This is a genomic window from Varunaivibrio sulfuroxidans (assembly GCF_029318635.1).
Taxonomy (GTDB): domain Bacteria; phylum Pseudomonadota; class Alphaproteobacteria; order Rhodospirillales; family Magnetovibrionaceae; genus Varunaivibrio; species Varunaivibrio sulfuroxidans.
Genome location: NZ_CP119676.1, coordinates 2,878,855 through 2,897,717, shown reverse-complemented (window position 1 = coordinate 2,897,717; position 18,863 = coordinate 2,878,855). Strand labels below are relative to the sequence as shown.

Below are 18,863 nucleotides of genomic sequence, written 5' to 3'. Positions count from 1 at the left end.
GTTCGCGCTCCCCTCATCAATACAACCAAGAACACACGAAACGCATAGATCATAAAAAGGCATCATCTCTGATAAATGGTCACTCGATCAATTCACATAATTTCATTTTTGTCTATTGCAATCCATTTACTCGAACGTGACTAATTATTTTTTTCATCAACGTCGGCAGGGCAATATCCGAAAAATGGGACTCGCGGACCCACATCCCGGGAATATCATCGCCTACACGAGGGACGAGCACGCAAACCATCAATTCTAGACGAAAATGGGTAAAAACATGGATCACGACACCCGATAGAAAGGTAATATCTCCCGCTACGGGCGCGAAACGCGCGGCGGCGTTAGGGCCTATTTTTTGTTCTTCCAAGGGAGACATGGGAATTCCCATCATCCCCCCCAGCAGGCCTTTTTCTTCTCGACGTTGAAAGAAGACATCCCCATCTGGGCGGCGCAACCAATAGGCGACGCCATGGCGCGTCGGCTTTTTCTTCTTCGCCGTTTTCCGCGGGTAGTCCAGCGGCGTCCCCCGCGCATGGGCGCGGCAGTCGCCCTTCCACGGACAGTGGACGCAAAGCGCCTTTTTCGCCGTGCACACCGTCGCCCCCAGATCCATCATCGCCTGGGCGAAATCACCCGGTCGGCGATCCGCCGTCAAGGTTCCGGCGAGGGCTTCGATCTCGGCGCGTGCGTGGGGAAGCGCTGTGGATACGCAGAAGAGACGCGCCGTCACCCGCACCACATTACCATCGACGGGGGTCGCCTTCTGCCCGAAGGCGATCGCCATGATCGCCGCCGCCGTATAGGGACCTACCCCGGATAAGGCGCGTAAATCGGCCTCACGAGAGGGAAACCGCCCCCCCCATTGCGATACGATCTGACGTGCGCAGCGATGTAAATTGCGCGCCCGCGCGTAGTAGCCCAGACCTTGCCAGGCATGAAGAACGTCGTCCAGAGGCGCGCGCGCCAAGGCCGCGACATCGGGCCAGCGCGACAGGAACGCGCGATAGTATGGGATAACCGTCGCCACCGTGGTCTGCTGGAGCATGATCTCGGAGAGCCAAACCCGATAAGGATCGGCGCCGGGCGTATCTCCGTTTTCGCCTCCCCTCGGCGGCGTCCGCCACGGCAGCTCCCGGTACGTGCGATCGTACCACGCCAACAGGGAACCTTGCAGACGCGCGCGCGCATCCCGCGAGAAGGGGGGCGTTTCGGACGCTTTTTCCATGGGGATATTCACTGTTCTTGTTCTATACTTAGGCACGCCCTACTGTAACGCTTGGCGGTGCGACGGCAAAGCCCCAAGCCGCGCAAAGTTATGGTCCAGACATCCGCCGACAAAAAAGCCCGGCATCCGCCGACAAAAAAGGAAGCTCCCATGAGGCGCCCGTATCGAAGCAATGGCCCAAAGGCGTTGGCGCCGAGCATTGATAAAATCACGCGCCGTCTTTTCGGCAAGCGGGGCTTTACCGAAGCCGCCGTCCTCAACGATTGGCCGTCCGTCGTCGGCGAGGATTTGGCGCGTCATTGCTTGCCCGAAAAAATCACCTACCCGGACAAAAGTAAAATTCAAGGCACGTTACGCCTACGCGTTGCGAACGGCGCCTTCGCCGTGGAGATGCAGCACATGGAACCGGTGATCATCGAACGTATCAACGCCTTTTTCGGTTATCGCGCGGTCGCCCGGCTTCATCTCGTTCAGGCCCCGCTGCCGCAATCCTCTTCGCCTTCTCGGTCGGTCATCAAGGCGCAAAAACAAAAAAAAGAACCCGATCGCGCCCCCCCGGTCACCGGAGAAACCGCACATGACCTGGACAACGTCCAGGACCCCGAACTAAAAGCCGCGCTGGAGGCTTTGGGGCGGGCCATCACGCCCCCCACCACCCAGTGATACGCCAAGAACACGGCGACCCGAATACGGCGATACGGGTCGCCCGGAAAGCTAGTGGTTTGAATTTAACATTTGAGTCCGATGCAATTGGACACAAATGTGTGAAGAAATCAAACAGCAACAAAAAGATAGATAGTGGTCGGCCCGATGGTTCGCGGGAGCGAAACGTCGGAGTCGATCCACTAGGGTCAGGACCTATTCGTCTGATGCGTCTGGTTTGTGGGAAATGTCACAAACCTAGGAGAAGACTTCCCGTATCGGCGCCCCCGAAGAGTTATCCACCATCTTCGCCGCGCCGCGCCATGAGGCGTCTTGCCGAAAGTTTGTATCCTCGGATACAATCCAACAATATATAGTGCCGAAGGAGGCTAAATTGTCCCGCACCACACCAATCTTAGTTTTCGCTTTCATCCTCGTCGCTTCCGTCGTCGCCCCGTTGGGCGCGCGCGCGGCGAACGTTTCGCTGGACGAAGCGCTGTCCCCGAAGGTGATGGGCGACGCCAACGCGCCGCTCACCCTCAACGAATATTCCTCCATGAGCTGCCCGCATTGCGCCGCCTTCGACCTTGAGACTCTGCCTTTGATCAAGAAGGAATACATCGACACCGGCAAGCTCAAGCTGGTGTATCACGACTTTCCCCTCAACAGCCCGGCCCTTGCCGCGGCGATGGTGCTGCGCTGCGCCGGCAATGAAAAATATTTCGCGCTGATGGACATGCTGTTCCGTACTCAGGCGCAGTGGGCCGCGTCCAGCGATCCGGTCGCCGGCATCAAGGAGGTCGTGCGTTTCGCCGCCATTAGCGACACCGACGTCGATGAGTGCCTGTCCAACGCCACTTTGCTGCGCGCCATTCAAGATGCCTCGCAGAAGGCGCAAAAGGACCTCGGCGTGAACTCGACCCCGACCTTCTTCCTGAAAGGGACGAAAATCCCCGGGGCCCTGTCGATTGCGGATTTTCGCAGCCTAATCGACAGCAAACTGAAGGCCATGGGGAAATAGCCCCAAGGCGAAACATCGGATTTTACCGTGCGTTTTAAAAAACTCAGGTTGAGCGGCTTCAAGTCCTTCGTTGACCCGAGTGAGCTGCACATCGAACAGGGGCTGACGGGAATCGTCGGCCCCAATGGGTGCGGCAAGTCGAATTTGGTCGAGGCGCTGAAATGGGTGATGGGGGAAACCTCCGCCAAGCAAATGCGCGGCGCCGAAATGGACAACGTCATTTTTGGCGGTTCGGCCAACCGACCCCAGCGCAACGTCGCCGAAGTCGTCCTGCATATCGACAACACGTCCCGGCGCGCGCCTGCGCAATTCAACGACAGCGACGAGTTGGAGGTCAGCCGGCGGATCGAGCGCGAACGCGGGTCGGTCTACAAAATCAACGGGAAGGATGTCCGGGCCAAGGACGTCCACCTGCTTTTCGCCGACGCCGCGTCGGGCGCGCGCTCCGCCGCCCTGGTCTCCCAGGGGCGCATCAGCGCCCTGATTTCGGCCAAGCCGAAAGACCGACGGATGCTGTTGGAAGAAGCCGCCGGCATCACCGGCCTGCATTCGCGTCGCCACGAAGCCGAATTGCGTCTGCGCGGCGCGGAAAGCAACCTGGAACGGCTGGACGATATCCTGGTCACTCTGGAAAATCAGTTGCAAAGCCTCAAAAAGCAGGCGCGTCAGGCGGTGCGTTACCGCAACCTCTCCGACCATATCCGAAAGGCCGAAGCGACGCTTTTTTACCTGCGTTGGGTACGCGCCCTGGAGCACCTGGACAATCATCGCACGGCCCTAAAATCCGCCCAAGACATCACCGCCACGCTCACGGCGAAGGCCGCGGAAATTTCGCGAGGACAGTTGGAAGCCGCTGAAATTCTTCCTCAACTGCGCATGAAAGAAGCCGAGATCGCAGCCCAACTGCAACGCCTAAGCATCGCGCGCGATACCTTGGAGCACGAAGAACACCGTATCGCCGAGGCGATCGCGACAAATCGTCAACGGCGCGATCAGGTCGCGGGCGACATCGAACGCGAGCGCACCTTGTCCGCCGACGCCGAGCGTGCGATCGTCGCCCTGAGCGACGAAGCGACACGCATCGAAAGCGAACGCGCCGGCGAGGCGCAAGCGCGCCTGGAAGCCGAGGCGCGGCTTGAAAAGGCGCGCCGGACCGTCGCCGAGATGGAAGTCCGCCATACCGAACTGACCGAAAAGGTCGCCGCCGACGAGGCCGAGCGCGCCGCCTTGGCGCGGACATTGCGTGAACAGCAAGACCGCGAGGCGCGACTCGACGAACGGTGCGCCGACCTCGCCCGACAATATCAGGCGCTGCAAAACGATATCGCCGCGGCCGACGGTCTGCTCAAGACCGAACGGGATATGGAACAGGCGCAAAATGATTTGAACGACGCCCGCGACGCTCGCGAACACGCGGGCGCCGCTCACATCGCGGCGCGTGAAGCCTTCGAGACGGCGCGCGCACTTTTCGAGGATAAACGCGCCGCGCGCACCGCGTTGGAAGCCGAAGAACGCGCCCTGGCGCAAATTCTGGAGCATGACGCGGGGCAACAATGGCCGCCTCTGGTTGACGACCTGCACGTCGCGGAGGGCTATGAAAACGCCCTCGGCGCCGCCCTCGGTGAGGACCTGACAGGCGCTACCGATCCCGCCGCCCCCATGCATTGGCGCACCCTGCCCCCCTACGACGCCCCCCAGGCGTTGCCCGAGGGGGTGCGCGCACTGGCCGCGCACGTTCAAGGCCCCCCCGCGATCACCCGCAGCCTCGAACAGATCGGCGTTGTCAAAGACGACGCCCAAGGCGACGCGCTTCACGAAACCCTATATCCGGGGCAACGCCTGGTCAGCCGCGACGGCGCATTGTGGCGCTGGGACGGGTTCACCATCCGCGCCGGTGCGCCAACCGCCAGCGCGATACGGCTCGAACAGCGCAACCGGTTGCGTCTTACCCGCGAGCGTCTGCAATCGGCCCGCGCAAAAGAGGCGGACGGACACCGCGTCGCCGACGACGCCGAGAACGCGATGCGCGCCGCACAACAAAGCGAAACCGACGCCCGCGCCCACCTGCGGCGCTGCGAGGACGCGCTCGGCGTGGCGCGCGAAACGATGGTCGCGTTGCAAGCCCGCACCGCCGAACAAACGGCGCGCATCGCCAACTTGGAAACCGCGCGACACGCCGCCCTGAACGATCTCGACGAAACCCGCGGTCACATCACAAGCCTTCAGACCGAAGTCGCCGCCCTGGCGAACGTTCACGAAGACCGCGACGAAGTTAACCGGGTACGCGCCCAGTTGGCCGAACGCCGTACCGTTCACATCGAATGCCAAAGCGCCTACAACAGTCTTCAGCGGACCGCCGAGGAACGCGCCCGCCGCTTCGCGGATATTCACCGTGAAATCGCAACCTGGCGCGACCGGGATGCAGGCGCGACCCGACGGATCGACGATTTGACCGCGCGTATCGGCGATCTCGAGAGCGAACTTCAAGAACTCACCGTCCGTCCGGGCGAAATCGAAGCCCGGCGCCGGGAACTTCTATCGCAAATCGAAGACCACGAACGCCGACGCAAAAGCGCCGCCGATCGTTTGGCCGAAGCGGAAACGGGCTTGGCCGAGATTGAACGCCACCAACGCAACGCCGAGGTGGATCTGGCGAAGGCCCGCGAAACGCGGGTCCGCGCCGAGGGGCTGGTCGAACAGGGAAAGCAAGCCTGCGCGGCGATCGCCGAGCGGGTCGGCGAACATCTCGGCTGCACGCCCGACGAACTGGCGACGCTGGGAGAAATCGACGAAAACGCGCCCCTAGCGGACATGGAGGCCACCGAACGCAAGGTCGAACGCCTGGTCCGTGAACGCGACACCATGGGGCCCGTCAACCTGCGCGCCGAACGTGAAGCCCATGACATGGACGCGCAGATCGAAACCTTGACCGACGAACGCAGCGACTTGATCGCGGCCATCGAAAAATTACGCCACGCCATCGCCGAACTCAATGGTGAAGGGCGCACGCGCCTACGCGCCGCGTTCAAAGACGTCGATCGTCATTTTCAACAGTTGTTCGTGCGCCTGTTCGGCGGCGGCAATGCGCATCTGACATTGACCGATTCGGACGACCCCCTGGAGGCCGGCCTGGAAATTATGGCCAGCCCCCCGGGAAAACGTATGCAAACGCTTTCCCTGCTGTCCGGCGGCGAGCAAGCGCTGACCGCCCTCGCCCTGCTGTTCGGCGTTTTTCTCACCAATCCGGCCCCGATTTGCGTATTGGACGAGGTCGATGCCCCTCTGGACGACGCCAATGTCGATCGCTTTTGCACCTTGCTCGAAGAAATGGCCGAAAGCACGGGAACGCGCTTTCTGACCATCACCCATCATCGCATGACCATGGCGCGCATGGAGCGCCTCTTCGGCGTCACCATGGCCGAACGGGGGATTTCCCAACTGGTGTCGGTCGATCTCGAACGGGCGGAAGAATTACGCGAGTCGGCGCAAGCCTCTTAACATCACTGGTAACCCTAAATTATAGCTTTATAATCAATATGTTATGGGAAAATCATTCCGCCTTGACAGGATATGGGACGGACGATATGTTGCGGCGCTGTTCGGGCACCGCTCCAATTGAATCTTGAGAATTCCTAGAATTTTCCAGATTGATGGGGTATAGTCGCGTCGCTAGGTTTCCTGCGGGTTTTGAGCTATTCTAAGAGGTTTGGCAACACGTAGGAATTGCAAGATGGATGCTGATGGCCCACCGGGCGTAAAAGAAGACGCAAAGGAAACCATAGAAAAAAATACGGGCGAAAAGGCCAGGGGGAACCCAGAGAATCTGGGGGCGCGAATTCGAAACGCGCAGAACACTTCCCATCATCGGGAAACGCAACCGACCATCACCGGATCTTTAAGCGGGGTCGGCGCGGCGCTTAGAATTGGCAGTGAGTTGCTGGCGGCTTTGATCGTAGGGGTCGGCACGGGGTATTTCCTTGATGTTTGGCTGGGTACGCGACCATGGATGATGGTGGTGTTCTTTTTTCTCGGCTCCGGGGCTGGGATATTGAATGTTTACCGTGCGGCGTCCGGATTTACGTTTGCGGGCGAGAACGCGGTCAAGGCGCAGAAAAACGAACGCCACCAGGGCGTTCGCGCGCGGGACGAACACGATAAAAGCGGCGCCACGGAACGTGCGCGACGCGAAAACGCTACGCGGCGGCACAAAAAAGCACCCCCGCGCGAGAGTTGAGGGTATTCGCACTCGGTGGTGACGCCGGGCGCATGATTGAAATGTTATTGGAACGCAAGGCCCCTTCATTTTACAAGGGTGTCCGGGCATAGGGTAAACCGTGGTGACGCGACGCGACGCCCAGGGGAAACGAACGAGACAAACGTGGCCAGTCCTTTAGAACAATTCACGATTAAACCTCTGATTCCCGTCGAAGTGGGCGACATCAACATGTCGCTGACCAATTCCGGAATGGTCATGATCATAACGATCGTAACCATTTTCCTGTTTCTCACGTTGTCTATGCGTGGGCGCGCCTTGGTGCCCAATCGCTGGCAACTGATGGCCGAACTCAGTTACGACTTCGTCGCCGGGATGTTGCGCGACAACGTCGGCGCCGAGGGACGGAAGTATTTCCCCTTCGTCTTCTCGCTGTTCATGTTCCTGTTGTTCGGCAACCTCATCGGACTGCTCCCTTACAGCTTTACTTTCACAAGCCACATCATCGTGACCTTTTTCATGGCGCTCGTCGTTTTCGTCGGCGTCACCGTGATCGGCATCGCGCGCCATGGATTTCGTTTTTTCAGCCTGTTCATGCCCTCCGGCGTGCCGATCATTCTGGCGCCGATTTTGATCCCGATCGAAATTCTGTCCTACCTTTCCCGTCCGATCAGCCTATCGATTCGCCTATTCGCCAATATGATGGCCGGACACACGATGCTGAAAGTCTTCGCCGGGTTTATCATTCCGTTGGGTTTCATCGGCGGATGGGCGCCCTTGGGCGTCGATGTGGCGCTGACCGGGTTTGAATTTCTGGTGGCGTTCTTACAAGCTTACGTCTTCACCATTTTGACATGCTTGTATTTGAACGACGCCATTCATCTTCACTAGGGCGATAGCGTCCTTATGGAATACCGTCTCAACCAAGATCAATTGACAATCGAGGAATTGAAATAATGGAACTTGTGGCCGCAAAAATGATAGGCGCCGGGCTCGCAGTCGTCGGACTGGGTGGCGTTGGCTCCGGTATCGGCAACATCTTTGCATCGCTGGTCAGTTCGGTTGCGCGCAATCCCGCGTCGCGCCCGCACGTTTTCGGCATGGCGATGCTGGGCTTTGCCCTGGTCGAGGCGGTGGCGCTTTACGCCCTCCTCATCTCCTTCCTGATCCTGTTCACCTAAAACGGATGCCTCACCCCCAAGCGCCTAACCGCGTCTTGGGGGTGAGGAGCGTCCCTTGAATTTCGGAGCCCGCCCCATGCGGATTCTTTCTCCCGCCAGCCTCTTGTGTTCCGGATCCTGGCGTTCCGGCTTCTGGGTCTTAGCCCTCGCCCTCGGTTTTCCCGCCGAGGCGTTTGCGGCGACCCTGCCTCAGCTCGAAGTCGCGATGTTCCCGCCGCAGATCGTCTGGTTGGTGATCTCCTTCGTGGTGTTGTACATCTTGATGGCGAAAGTCGCCCTTCCTCGCATCGGTGAAGTTCTCGAAGAGCGGCAAAATCGGGTTGACGACAATCTGGCCAAGGCCCAAACCCTGAACGACGCGGCCGAAACCGCCAAAGAAGCTTACGAGAAGGCTTTATCCGAGGCCCGTTCGAAGGCGCAAGGCGATCTGCGTGCGGTCCGCGAGCGGGCCGACCGCGAGGCCGCGAACCAACAAACGGAACTGAGCGAAAAATTGAAGGCGACCGTCCTTCAAAGCGAAAAGGAAATCGCCGCCAGTAAAGCCGAGGCCATTGCCGGCGTGCGTGACGTCGCCGTCGATGTCGCCGGCGTCATCGTCGAAAAATTGATCGGCGAGGCCCCCGGGAAAGCTACGCTCGCCAAGGCCGTCGATTCGTTCAGTGACGCCTGAAGCTCCGCTTAACGACCTGACCAGTTAAGGACACTCCGACATGGAACCCCAAGCCGCCGCCGGCGCGATAGAACACAGCGAACCTTTTTTCCATTCTCCGGAATTTTGGGTCGCCGTCGCTTTCGTGATTCTGATCGCCCTTTTCGGCAAGAAAGTGTTCGTGATGATCGTCGGCGGACTTGACGACAAGATCGAGAAAATCCGCCACGACATCGACGCCGCCACCCGTCTGCGCGAGGAAGCGCAGGATAAACTGGCGCAATTCGAACGCAAACAACACGAAGCTATCGGCGAGGCCGAGCAAATCATCGCACGCGCCCATGAAGAGGCCGAACGGATGGCCCAGGAAAGCGCCGAGCGCCTGCAAGACAGTCTCCGTCGAAGCGAAAAATTGGCGAAAGAACGTATCGCTCAGGCCGAAGCGCAGGCGATCGACGAGGTCCGCTCCAAGGCGATCGAACTGGCGATCGAGGCCAGCAGGAAAATTCTCGCCGAGGATTTATCCACGCCGAAAGCCACGCAACTGATCGACGATGCGATCAAGGATATCGAAACCAAACTGCATTAACGATTCCTGTGGCGCTCTGAGGGAATGCATAAAAGAAAGCGGTCCTGGTGAGGCCGCTTTCTTTTATGCGGGGCATGTCTCTATTTTCAGGCTTCTCCCAACATCGCCATCCATTGGTCTTCGTTGAGAACGACAACACCGAGATCTTGCGCCTTTTTCGCCTTCGATCCCGCGCCCGGCCCGGCGATCAGGTAATCCGTTTTTTTCGATACCGACCCCGCCACTTTCGCCCCTAACGATTCGGCCCGGGCCTTGGCTTCTCCACGGGTCATTTTTTCTAAAGTTCCGGTAAAAACGACGGTTTTACCGCCAATCGGCGATGCGCCATGATCGGCGGCGACGAACGGCTCGACCCGATCGAGCAAGTCCGTCAGGTCATCGAGGACGTCGCGATTGTGCGCTTCGTCCATAAAAGACAAAATATCGTCGGCGACACGCCCCCCAATGCCGTCGATGCCAATCAATTCGCCGTAAGCCTCGCTTTCGCGATTGTGCGCCGCGTCCATGGCGGCGCGCCAACGTTCCAGACTGATGTATTGTTTCGCCAACAACCGCGCGGTCGCCTGGCCGACCTGGGGAATGCCCAGAGCGTAAATGAAGCGCGCCAAGGAGATCGTCTTGCGCCGACCGATCGCGGAAATCAGGTTATCGATCGATTTTTCCGCCCAGCCTTCCCGCCCACGAAGATGTTCGACCCGATCGGGAAGGCGAAAAATATCGGCGGGGGTCTTGATGATCCCAGCGTCTAGGAAATCGCGCACGTGTTTTTCCCCAAGACCCTCGATATCGAAGGCGCCGCGCGACACGAAATGCCGCAAGCGTTCGACCGCCTGCGCCGGACAAACCAGTCCCCCGGTACAGCGCCGGGCGACCTCTCCCGGCTCGCGCACGGCGTGGCTTCCACAGCGCGGGCAAAGCTCGGGAAAGACAAAGGGGATACTGTCTGCGGGCCGCCTTTCGCCGACCACGGCGACCACCTGAGGGATCACATCGCCGGCGCGCTGCACGATTACCGTATCGCCAATGCGGACGTCCTTGCGTGCTATCTCATCCTCGTTATGCAAGGTGGCTCGCGACACCACGACCCCCCCCACCGTTACCGGCGTCAATTCGGCGACCGGTGTCAGCACCCCGGTGCGCCCGACCTGGATGGAGATCGCCCTCAGCACCGTCTGCGCCTGTTCGGCGGGAAACTTATGGGCGACCGCCCAACGCGGCGCACGCGAGACGAAGCCCAACCGTTCCTGCCAATCGAAACGGTTGACCTTGTAGACCATGCCGTCGATATCGTAGGGCAACAACGCCCGCCGCGCGGCGACATCGCGATAGCTGGCGAGCATATCGGACACATTCACGCACAACCGGGCCAACGGATTGACCGAAAACCCCCAATCCTCAAGGCGCGCTAAAAATTCCCAATGGGTGGCGGCGATCTGCGCGATCCCCCCGCTGATTTCGCCACTGGCATAGGCGAAAAAATGTAGCGGACGGCGGGCGGTGACGGCGGGATCCTTCTGGCGCAGGCTGCCCGCCGCAGCGTTGCGCGGATTGGCGAACGGTTTCACGCCGGCGGCGACCTGTTCCGCGTTAAGGCGCGTAAAATCGTCCTTCGCCATATAGACTTCACCGCGCACTTCCAGCACCTCTGGAAGCGGCGCATCCGATTTGACCGCGATCCGTTTGGGAATATCTTTCAAAGACAGAAGATTGGCGCTGACGTCCTCGCCGCTGATCCCATCGCCCCGCGTGAGGCCTTGAACGAAGCGCCCTTTTTCATAGCGTAGCGAAATGGACAAACCATCGATCTTGGCCTCGCTGACCATCTCCAGGGAAAGCTTGTCGTCGTCGCGCAATTCTTTCAGGAAGCGACGCACCCCCGTGACGAATTCGACCAGTTCGTCCTCATCGAAAACATTCCCCAAGGACAGCATCGCCTTGGTGTGCTTAACCTTGGCGAAGCCCGATTGCGGCGCCGCCCCGACTCGCTTCGAGGGGCTATCGTCGCGAACCTGACGGGGAAACCGCGCCTCGATCGCCGAGTTGCGCCGGCGCAGGGCATCGTAGTCGGCATCGGAAACAGTCGGGGCGTCGTTCTGATAATACGCCGCGTCATGGGCGGCGATTTCATCGGCCAGGGCCTTCAGTTCGACAATCGCGTCCAGTTCCGTCAAGGCCTCCTCCGGGAGGTCCCTGAGATTTTTCTGCTTGGTTTTCACGGTTACGATTCCGTTCCCTGAAGCAAACTGTCGGCGGCGGCGCGGGCCTCGTCGGTGACCCGCTCACCGGCCAGCATACGCGCGATTTCTTCCTGGCGATCGGCCCGGCTCAATTCCTCGACCCGGGTGCGCACACCTTCGGGCGCGGCGCTTTTGGACACCCGCCAGTGGTTTTCCCCACGCGCCGCCACTTGCGGCGAATGGGTAACGACCAAAACTTGGACTTCATCCGCCATCCGCGCCAGACGTTGCCCGACGGCGGCGGCGGCGGCCCCTCCGATACCGCTGTCCACCTCGTCGAAAATCAGGGTCGGCACCGGATCGGCCTTGGACAGCACCACCTTCAGGGCCAGCATGAAGCGCGACAACTCGCCCCCCGAGGCGATCTTGCCGAGCGGCCCCGGCGGCGCGCCGGGATTGGTCGCCACCTCGAAGGCGATGCGGTCCCATCCGCCCTCGCCCCAGGCGTCGGCATCCCCGCCACCGGCGACGATGACGGAAAAGCGCGCCGCCCCCAGACGCAACGGCGCCAACTCCGCCATCACCGCGTGACTTAAAGTATCGGCGGCGGCAACGCGCGCTGCGCTAAGCGCGGCGGCGGCATCCTCGTAGGCTTTGCGGGCGGCGGCTTGCGCATGGGTCAATTTTCGCACCCCGGCGTCACCGTCATCGACTTCCGCGAGGCGCGCGGCGATGGTCTCGCGCAAGACTGCCAAATCATCGACCGTGACGTTATGCTTGCGCGCCAGGGCTCGCAAAGCGAACAAGCGTTCTTCCAACTGTTCGAGATGGTTGGGGTCAAGATCAACCCGTTGACTGGCGCGCTCCAACTGCAACAGCGCCTCGGAGATGTTTTCTTGGGCCAATTCCAACGGTTCGAGGACCGCCTTCAAGGCGCCCTCGGTTTTTTCCACCATCGGTTCGAGTGCGCGCACGGCATCGCGCAACATGCGTTCCACACCGCGCCCCTGCCCCAGGTCCTTGGCCGCCTGGTTCATGGCCTCAAGAAGCTTTTCTCCGTTCATCATCCCCTGGCGTTGGCGAGAAAGCTCGCTCTCCTCGCCGGGCTCCGGGGCTATATCGTCCAATTCGCCAAGGGCATGGCGAAGGAATTCCTCGTCGCGGCGGGCTTCCTCAAGGGCGTCAACGGCGCGTTTTCGCGCATCAACCGCCGCCCGCCAGTCGCGGTGCGCCGCGCCCACCGCGGCCAATAAATCGCCATGTCCCCCATAGGCGTCGAGCAGAACCCGGTGTACGGACGTATTAAGCAGACGTTGATTATCGAATTGGCCGTGGATTTCGACCAGTTCGTCACCGATCCGTCGTAACAACGACACGCTGACCGCCTGATCGTTGATGTATCCGCGTGAACGCCCGTCCCCCGCCAGAACACGGCGCAAGACCAACGGCTCGTCCCGCCCGACGGCGATGCCGTGCTCGGCCAACATATCCAGCACCGAATGTTCTTGGGGTAAATCGAATTCGGCGCTGACCACGGCCTGCGCCGCGCCGCCGCGCACCAGGCGAGCCTCGGCGCGCGCGCCCAGGGCGAGTCCCAGGGAATCGAGTAAAATCGACTTTCCCGCCCCGGTTTCCCCGGTAAAGACGCCCAAACCGATCCCGAAGGTCAGGTCGAGGCGATCGATCAAAACCACGTCACGAATGGACAGCGTGCGTAGCATCAAAGCCCCTACCAGAATTTGTACCAGGGGTTTTTTTGTGCCGTTGGGCCGATTTTTTTTCCTCCAACCAAACGGTAGGCATCGCCATACCACGTGCTGCCGGGAAAGTTATACCCCAGAACGGCCGCCACCTTGCGGGCTTCCGCCTTCAGGCCCAACGCCCAATAGGCCTCGACCAAGCGCAGCAGGGCCTCGGGGGTATGCGTGGTCGTTTGGTATTCGTCGATCACCCTCTTGAATCGATTGATGGCGGCTAAATATTCGCCCTTGCGCAGGTAATAGCGCCCGATCTCCATTTCTTTGCCCGCCATGTGATCGCGCGTCAAATCGAGCTTGACCTTCGCGTCACGGGCGTAGGGACTGGTCGGAAAACGGGCGATCAATTCCTTCAAGGTGGCGTAGGCGTTTTCCGTCATCTGCTGATCGCGCGCGACGTCGGAAATTTGCTCGTAATAGCATAGCCCCTTCAGGTAATACGCATAGGGCACATCCTTATTCGCCGGATGGAGCTGAATAAAACGGTCCAAGGCGTTGATCGCCTGATCGTAACGATTGTGCATATAGAGGCTATACGCCGCCATCAGCTGAGCCTTGGTGGCCCAAACCGAATACGGATGCTGTCGTTCGACCTCGTCGAACAATTTCGCCGCTTCGGCGTAATTTTCCTTCTGCAACTGATCGGCGGCGTTGTTATAGAGGGTCGCGACCGGCGTCTCCTTATAGGCGGGCTGGTCGGATTTTCCGCTAAAACTTGAGCAACCGGACAGAATCAAAAGGGAAACGACGCTTGCCCCGGCGAATTTCACGAGCCGGCGTCTTTTAGGGGTAACGTAAGCGTTCACCAGGACTTTTCCATGCGAGATAAGGTTGGGGCGAGACAAGGGTTGGGCATAAGGATTAAAGAGGGCGGATTATACCACGCACGCTCGCCCTCTTGGCAAGCTCCCATACGGCCCCACGACAAAAACGCGCCGCCAATGTTTTTCCCGGTGGTCAACATTTTTCCCGGAGAAACGGGCCGACGCGTTCCGGCTTTTTGGTTGAGATCAGGCGCGCGCGGCGGCGACGGTGTCTTTCGACCATGCCCCCGCGGGTTTCGTCGCCTTGACGGGCGCGGCGGACGACTGCACGTCATAGGTCCACGCGTCGGCATCCTTAAACAAGGCGCGCAGCAAGCGGTTGTTGACGTCATGGCCGGAACGCATCCCGCTAAACGCCCCGATAATCGGGCCGCCGGCGAGATAGAGGTCGCCGATCGCATCGAGAATCTTATGACGCACGAATTCGTCCTCGTAACGCAAGCCATCTTCGTTCATCACCGTGTCGCCGCTAAGCACGACGGCGTTATGCAAAGATCCGCCACGGGCAAGCCCCGCGGCGCGCATTTGTTCGACCTCGTTGAGGAAGCCAAATGTCCGCGCGCTGGAAATTTCCTTCTTAAAGACCTGATCGTTGACGTCCAAGGCGCAGGTCTGTCTGGCGATCCGCGCATTGTCGAAATCGATTTGAAAATCGACCGAAAAACCATCCCTCGGCGACAGCGTGGCGCGCCGCGCGCCGTCGTCCACGATCACCTCTTTAAGCACCCGAATCGCCCGGCGCGGCGCGGCTTGTTCGCAAACCCCCGCGCATTCGATCAGAAACAGGAACGGGGCGGCGCTGCCATCCATCGCCGGAACTTCGGCCCCGTTGATTTCGATGAGGACATTGTCGATACCGGCCCCGGCGAGCGCGGACATCAAATGTTCGACCGTCGAAATCGTCACCGCGCCACGACCGATCACGGTGCACATGCGGGTCTCGACCACATTATCCCAGGTTGCCGGAATCAGAACGCCGCCACCCTGAATGTCGGTGCGCTTAAAAACCACGCCGCTGCCGGGAGCGCCGGGAATCAAACGCATCGTCACCTTTTTACCCGAATGCAACGCAACGCCCGTGCACGAAATCGGGGCCTTTAGGGTTTTTTGCATGACCACGCCGGCATTTGAAAAAACGTACCCTTCGTCGCCGCGCGTCCTATCGATATCCATGAGCCCCATAAAATTTTTCCGTCCATTCACATCACACCGCCCTATCGAACAACAGGCACCCTATCGAACAACAGGCGCTCTATCGAACAACAGGTATGGCGCACAATCGCCGGGAGTCCGCAGCCCCCCCAATGCGACCTCGAAAAACGCGACCTCGAAAACAGCATCGAGGCCGAGGAACCGCGCAAAATCGAGGGGGGATAAAACGCTGAGTGCTCCAAGTAACGTTTTAGCAACGTCGCCTGAAGCACTCAAATCAAGGATTGTTACAGAATGTTACTTTTTCTCAGGACGTTAGACCATAAAATCCCTCAATTGGCCTGGCGACGAAGAAAGGCGGGAATTTCCAGCAAATCTTCATCCTTGCGCGCCGAGGGCAACCGATCGTCGGGATCGAGACCGCCCAGCATAGGTTGACTTGGCGGGGAACTTTTCTGTTCGCCGTCCTCGCCGCGCGGGGCATCCTTTCTGGCCCGGTTGCGCACGCTTCCCGTAACCAATTCAAACAGGCTTTGCGCCTTGGGCTTTTGGGCGGGCGCATCTTTCGGTGGTGTTTGGCGCGTGGGCTCCAGCGCGCCGTTGTGCATCGCCGCCTCGGCGAACGGATTGGCCTTGACGGTCTCCGGCCCATTGCGTCCGACCGGCGCCGGCGGAATGAACGGCGCGCGAACGTCTTCGGGGGGGGCCGCATTTTGCGCCGCGTCGCCGACAAAATCGGCTTCGGACGTGCCGTCAAGGTGGGGCACGTCGTGAACGCCTTTTTCCATTTTCGCCGTATTACCGTCCGCAGACGGCGCTTCGCTGCGGCTTAGGGCGACCGCCGCGGCTTGCGCCGCTTTTTCCGCGATGTCGGCGGCATCATCGACATCGTCACCGCCCGCAACGGGACGTTCCGTCATGGGCGAAGGCGTTTCCGGCTCGGCTTGCGCCGCCACCAGGGGAACAGGAGACGCGTTTTCCTCCACGGTATCCTCGACCTTGTCTTTCGCGACGCCATCGCTGAGGTGCAGATATTTCGGCTGTGGGCGTTCGCCGGCGACACGGTCGATCCCGGTCGCCACCACGGATACCCGCATCGAGCCTTCCATGGCCGCGTCGAAGGTCGAACCGAAAATAATATAGGCTTCGGGATCGACTTCGGCGCGAATCCGGTTCGCCGCCTCATCGACTTCGAACAGCGTCATGTCCATGCCGCCGGTGATGTTGATCAACACCCCCTTGGCCCCCGCCATCGAAGTGTCATCGAGAAGCGGATTGGAGATCGCCGCCTCGGCGGCATCCAGGGCGCGGCGTTCCCCGGCGGCCTCGCCGGTGCCCATCATCGCCTTGCCCATTTCGCTCATCACCGTACGCACGTCGGCGAAATCAAGATTGATCAATCCCGGCATGATCATCAGATCGGTCACCCCGCGCACTCCCGAATAGAGGACGTCGTCGGCCATGGTGAAGGCATCGGCGAAGGTGGTGTTTTCGGTCGCGACACGGAACAAATTCTGGTTAGGAATGATGATCAGGGTATCGACGTACTGCTCCAGTTCTTCGATGCCCTTTTCCGCCGTGCGCATGCGCTGCGGACCTTCGAACTGAAAAGGCTTGGTGACCACCCCGACCGTCAGGACGCCCTGATCACGCGCCGCCCGCGCGATCACGGGGGCCGCACCGGTACCTGTGCCCCCGCCCATGCCGGCGGCGATAAACGCCATGTGCGAGCCTTTGATGTGCTCTAGGATGTCCTCCATGGATTCTTCGGCGGCGGCCCGCCCGATATCCGGCTTCGCACCCGCGCCTAAACCTTGGGTTAGGGCGCTGCCCAGTTGCAGGCGGCGTTCCGTTCCGGCCAGGCTCAGGGCCTGTGAATCGGTGTTCGCCACGACAAACTCAACGCCCTCCAACTTGGCGTTGATCATATTGTTGACCGCATTTCCGCCCGCGCCGCCCACGCCGATAACGGTAATTCGCGGTTTTAAATCGTGCAGGGCATTGCCTTGCGGGACGCTCAAATTGATGGTCATAACTTCCTCCGCTCCTAACCAAATAGATATTTACCAGCGAATCGGTTTATTTTTTGTTAACCGATTGATTCTCAAAAATTTTCTTTTATCCATCGCCCAAGGCGGCTCCACCGGCCGTCGGACTCCTCACAGGGGCGGTACGCGCGCCCCGCCACGTCTTGCGAACTGCTCGCCGCGTACGACAACAACCCCACCGCAGTTGCGAACGCCGGCCCGGAGACCATTTCGGCCAACCCCGGAAGCGTCCGCGGCCGCCCGATACGTATTTGTTTTTGCAGTATTTCTCCCGCCATCTCCTGGACGCCGGGCAATTGACATCCTCCCCCCGTCAAAACCACGGTGCGCCCGGCCAATTTATCGAAGCCCGCCGCGCCGAGGCGATCGCGCACCAATTCAAAAGTTTCTTCGATGCGCGGGCGGATGATTCCGACCAACATCGAACGGGGCACCTGATTAATTTCGACATTTTCCTCTTCGCCGATCAGCGGGGCCTTGATAATTTCATGATCGTCCGACGGCGAGGCGATCGCGCTGCCATATAGGGTCTTCATCCGTTCGGCGTGAACGATCGGCGTCGCCAACCCCCGCGCGATATCGTTGGTGACGCTGGCGCCGCCAACGGGAATGCTTTCGACATGCACCAATTCGCCGTCGAAAAACACGGCGATGGTCGTGGTGCCGCCGCCCATGTCGATGACGCAAACCCCAAGATCCCGCTCGTCGGCGCTAACCACGCTCAGCGCCGAGGCGTAAGGCCCGACAAGCATGTTCTCGATCCCCAGGTGACAGCGTTCGACGCCCGCTTTCAGGTTGCGAACCGCCCCCGTGGATGCGCTCACCAAATGCAAATTGACGCCGAGGCGATCGCCGAACATGCCACGCGGATCACGCACGCCCTTGTGTCCGTCGATGCTGTACCCCACGGGAACGGTATGAATCACGTCGTGCTCGGGGGGCATGTCGCATTCGCGCGCCGAAGCTTCGAGGATGCGGCGAATATCGCCATCGCCGATTTCGTGCCCGGACAGGGCGACTTCGTAGGCGATCAAGCGCGAACGGTAATCGCCCCCCGACAAATTGACGTTGACGTGACGAATGTTATCGCCCGCCATTTGTTCGGCGGCCTCGACGGTGGCGCGAATGGAGGCCTCCGCCGCCTCCAAATTGACGATCGCGCCCGCGCGCACGCCCTTCGAGACCTGATGGCCTATGCCCACCACCTCCACGCCCTCGCCGCCGTGCACGCGAGCGATCAGACAGCACATCTTGGTCGAACCGATATCCAGCGCGGCGACCAAGCCCGTCCGTGTTTTCGTTTGTAACGCGCCCTTCGTCATGGCCTCTTCTTTCGCAAACGCGCGGTTTTTTTCAACATGTTCGGGGACCATCCCGGTTTTTGC

15 protein-coding genes are annotated in these 18,863 nt (G+C 60.2%); 8 read left to right on the top strand and 7 right to left on the bottom strand.

Going from position 1 to position 18,863, the window contains the following annotated elements:
* Positions 1 to 112: 112 nt before the first annotated feature.
* Positions 113 to 1,225, bottom strand: coding sequence for an A/G-specific adenine glycosylase (gene mutY / locus P3M64_RS13525; protein ID WP_132939286.1), 1,113 nt, complete (start codon positions 1,223 to 1,225; stop codon positions 113 to 115).
* 150 nt (positions 1,226 to 1,375) lie between these two features.
* Between mutY and P3M64_RS13520 the strand changes: the two genes are divergently transcribed.
* The 8 genes from P3M64_RS13520 to P3M64_RS13485 all read left to right on the top strand — a co-directional run bounded on the left by P3M64_RS13520 (position 1,376) and on the right by P3M64_RS13485 (position 9,520).
* Positions 1,376 to 1,888, top strand: coding sequence for a DUF721 domain-containing protein (locus P3M64_RS13520; protein ID WP_165886332.1), 513 nt, complete (start codon positions 1,376 to 1,378; stop codon positions 1,886 to 1,888).
* A 373-nt stretch (positions 1,889 to 2,261) separates the two neighbouring features.
* On the top strand, positions 2,262 to 2,888 hold the full coding sequence (locus tag P3M64_RS13515) for a DsbA family protein (protein WP_132939284.1): 627 nt from the start codon (positions 2,262 to 2,264) through the stop codon (positions 2,886 to 2,888).
* 27 nt (positions 2,889 to 2,915) lie between these two features.
* Positions 2,916 to 6,386, top strand: a complete 3,471-nt coding sequence (gene smc, locus P3M64_RS13510; RefSeq protein ID WP_132939283.1) for a chromosome segregation protein SMC — start codon at positions 2,916 to 2,918, stop codon at positions 6,384 to 6,386.
* 232 nt (positions 6,387 to 6,618) lie between these two features.
* Positions 6,619 to 7,122, top strand: coding sequence for an AtpZ/AtpI family protein (locus P3M64_RS13505; protein ID WP_132939282.1), 504 nt, complete (start codon positions 6,619 to 6,621; stop codon positions 7,120 to 7,122).
* A gap of 144 nt (positions 7,123 to 7,266) precedes the next feature.
* Positions 7,267 to 7,992, top strand: a complete 726-nt coding sequence (locus tag P3M64_RS13500) for a F0F1 ATP synthase subunit A (RefSeq protein ID WP_132939281.1) — start codon at positions 7,267 to 7,269, stop codon at positions 7,990 to 7,992.
* 65 nt (positions 7,993 to 8,057) lie between these two features.
* Positions 8,058 to 8,282, top strand: a complete 225-nt coding sequence (locus tag P3M64_RS13495; protein ID WP_132939280.1) for a F0F1 ATP synthase subunit C — start codon at positions 8,058 to 8,060, stop codon at positions 8,280 to 8,282.
* Positions 8,283 to 8,358: 76 nt separating this feature from the next.
* Entirely contained in the window at positions 8,359 to 8,952 is a 594-nt protein-coding gene (locus P3M64_RS13490) for a F0F1 ATP synthase subunit B family protein (RefSeq protein ID WP_243644781.1), read from the top strand.
* Positions 8,953 to 8,992: 40 nt separating this feature from the next.
* On the top strand, positions 8,993 to 9,520 hold the full coding sequence (locus tag P3M64_RS13485) for a F0F1 ATP synthase subunit B family protein (protein ID WP_132939279.1): 528 nt from the start codon (positions 8,993 to 8,995) through the stop codon (positions 9,518 to 9,520).
* 86 nt (positions 9,521 to 9,606) lie between these two features.
* Here the strand turns inward: P3M64_RS13485 and ligA are convergent, their stop codons facing one another.
* The 6 genes from ligA to ftsA form a co-directional block, all read right to left on the bottom strand.
* Complete coding sequence (ligA, locus tag P3M64_RS13480) at positions 9,607 to 11,736, bottom strand: NAD-dependent DNA ligase LigA (protein ID WP_132939278.1); 2,130 nt, start codon at positions 11,734 to 11,736, stop codon at positions 9,607 to 9,609.
* Between the two features lie 2 nt (positions 11,737 to 11,738).
* On the bottom strand, positions 11,739 to 13,418 hold the full coding sequence (recN, locus tag P3M64_RS13475) for a DNA repair protein RecN (RefSeq protein WP_132939277.1): 1,680 nt from the start codon (positions 13,416 to 13,418) through the stop codon (positions 11,739 to 11,741).
* 8 nt (positions 13,419 to 13,426) lie between these two features.
* Entirely contained in the window at positions 13,427 to 14,260 is an 834-nt protein-coding gene (locus P3M64_RS13470; protein ID WP_407702160.1) for an outer membrane protein assembly factor BamD, read from the bottom strand.
* Positions 14,261 to 14,464: 204 nt separating this feature from the next.
* Positions 14,465 to 15,460, bottom strand: a complete 996-nt coding sequence (gene lpxC, locus P3M64_RS13465; protein ID WP_243644780.1) for a UDP-3-O-acyl-N-acetylglucosamine deacetylase — start codon at positions 15,458 to 15,460, stop codon at positions 14,465 to 14,467.
* Between the two features lie 302 nt (positions 15,461 to 15,762).
* Complete coding sequence (gene ftsZ, locus P3M64_RS13460) at positions 15,763 to 17,463, bottom strand: cell division protein FtsZ (protein WP_132939276.1); 1,701 nt, start codon at positions 17,461 to 17,463, stop codon at positions 15,763 to 15,765.
* Positions 17,464 to 17,534: 71 nt separating this feature from the next.
* Positions 17,535 to 18,800: a cell division protein FtsA gene (gene ftsA, locus P3M64_RS13455; protein ID WP_132939275.1), complete on the bottom strand. Its 1,266-nt coding sequence runs from the start codon at positions 18,798 to 18,800 to the stop codon at positions 17,535 to 17,537.
* Positions 18,801 to 18,863 lie beyond the last annotated feature (63 nt).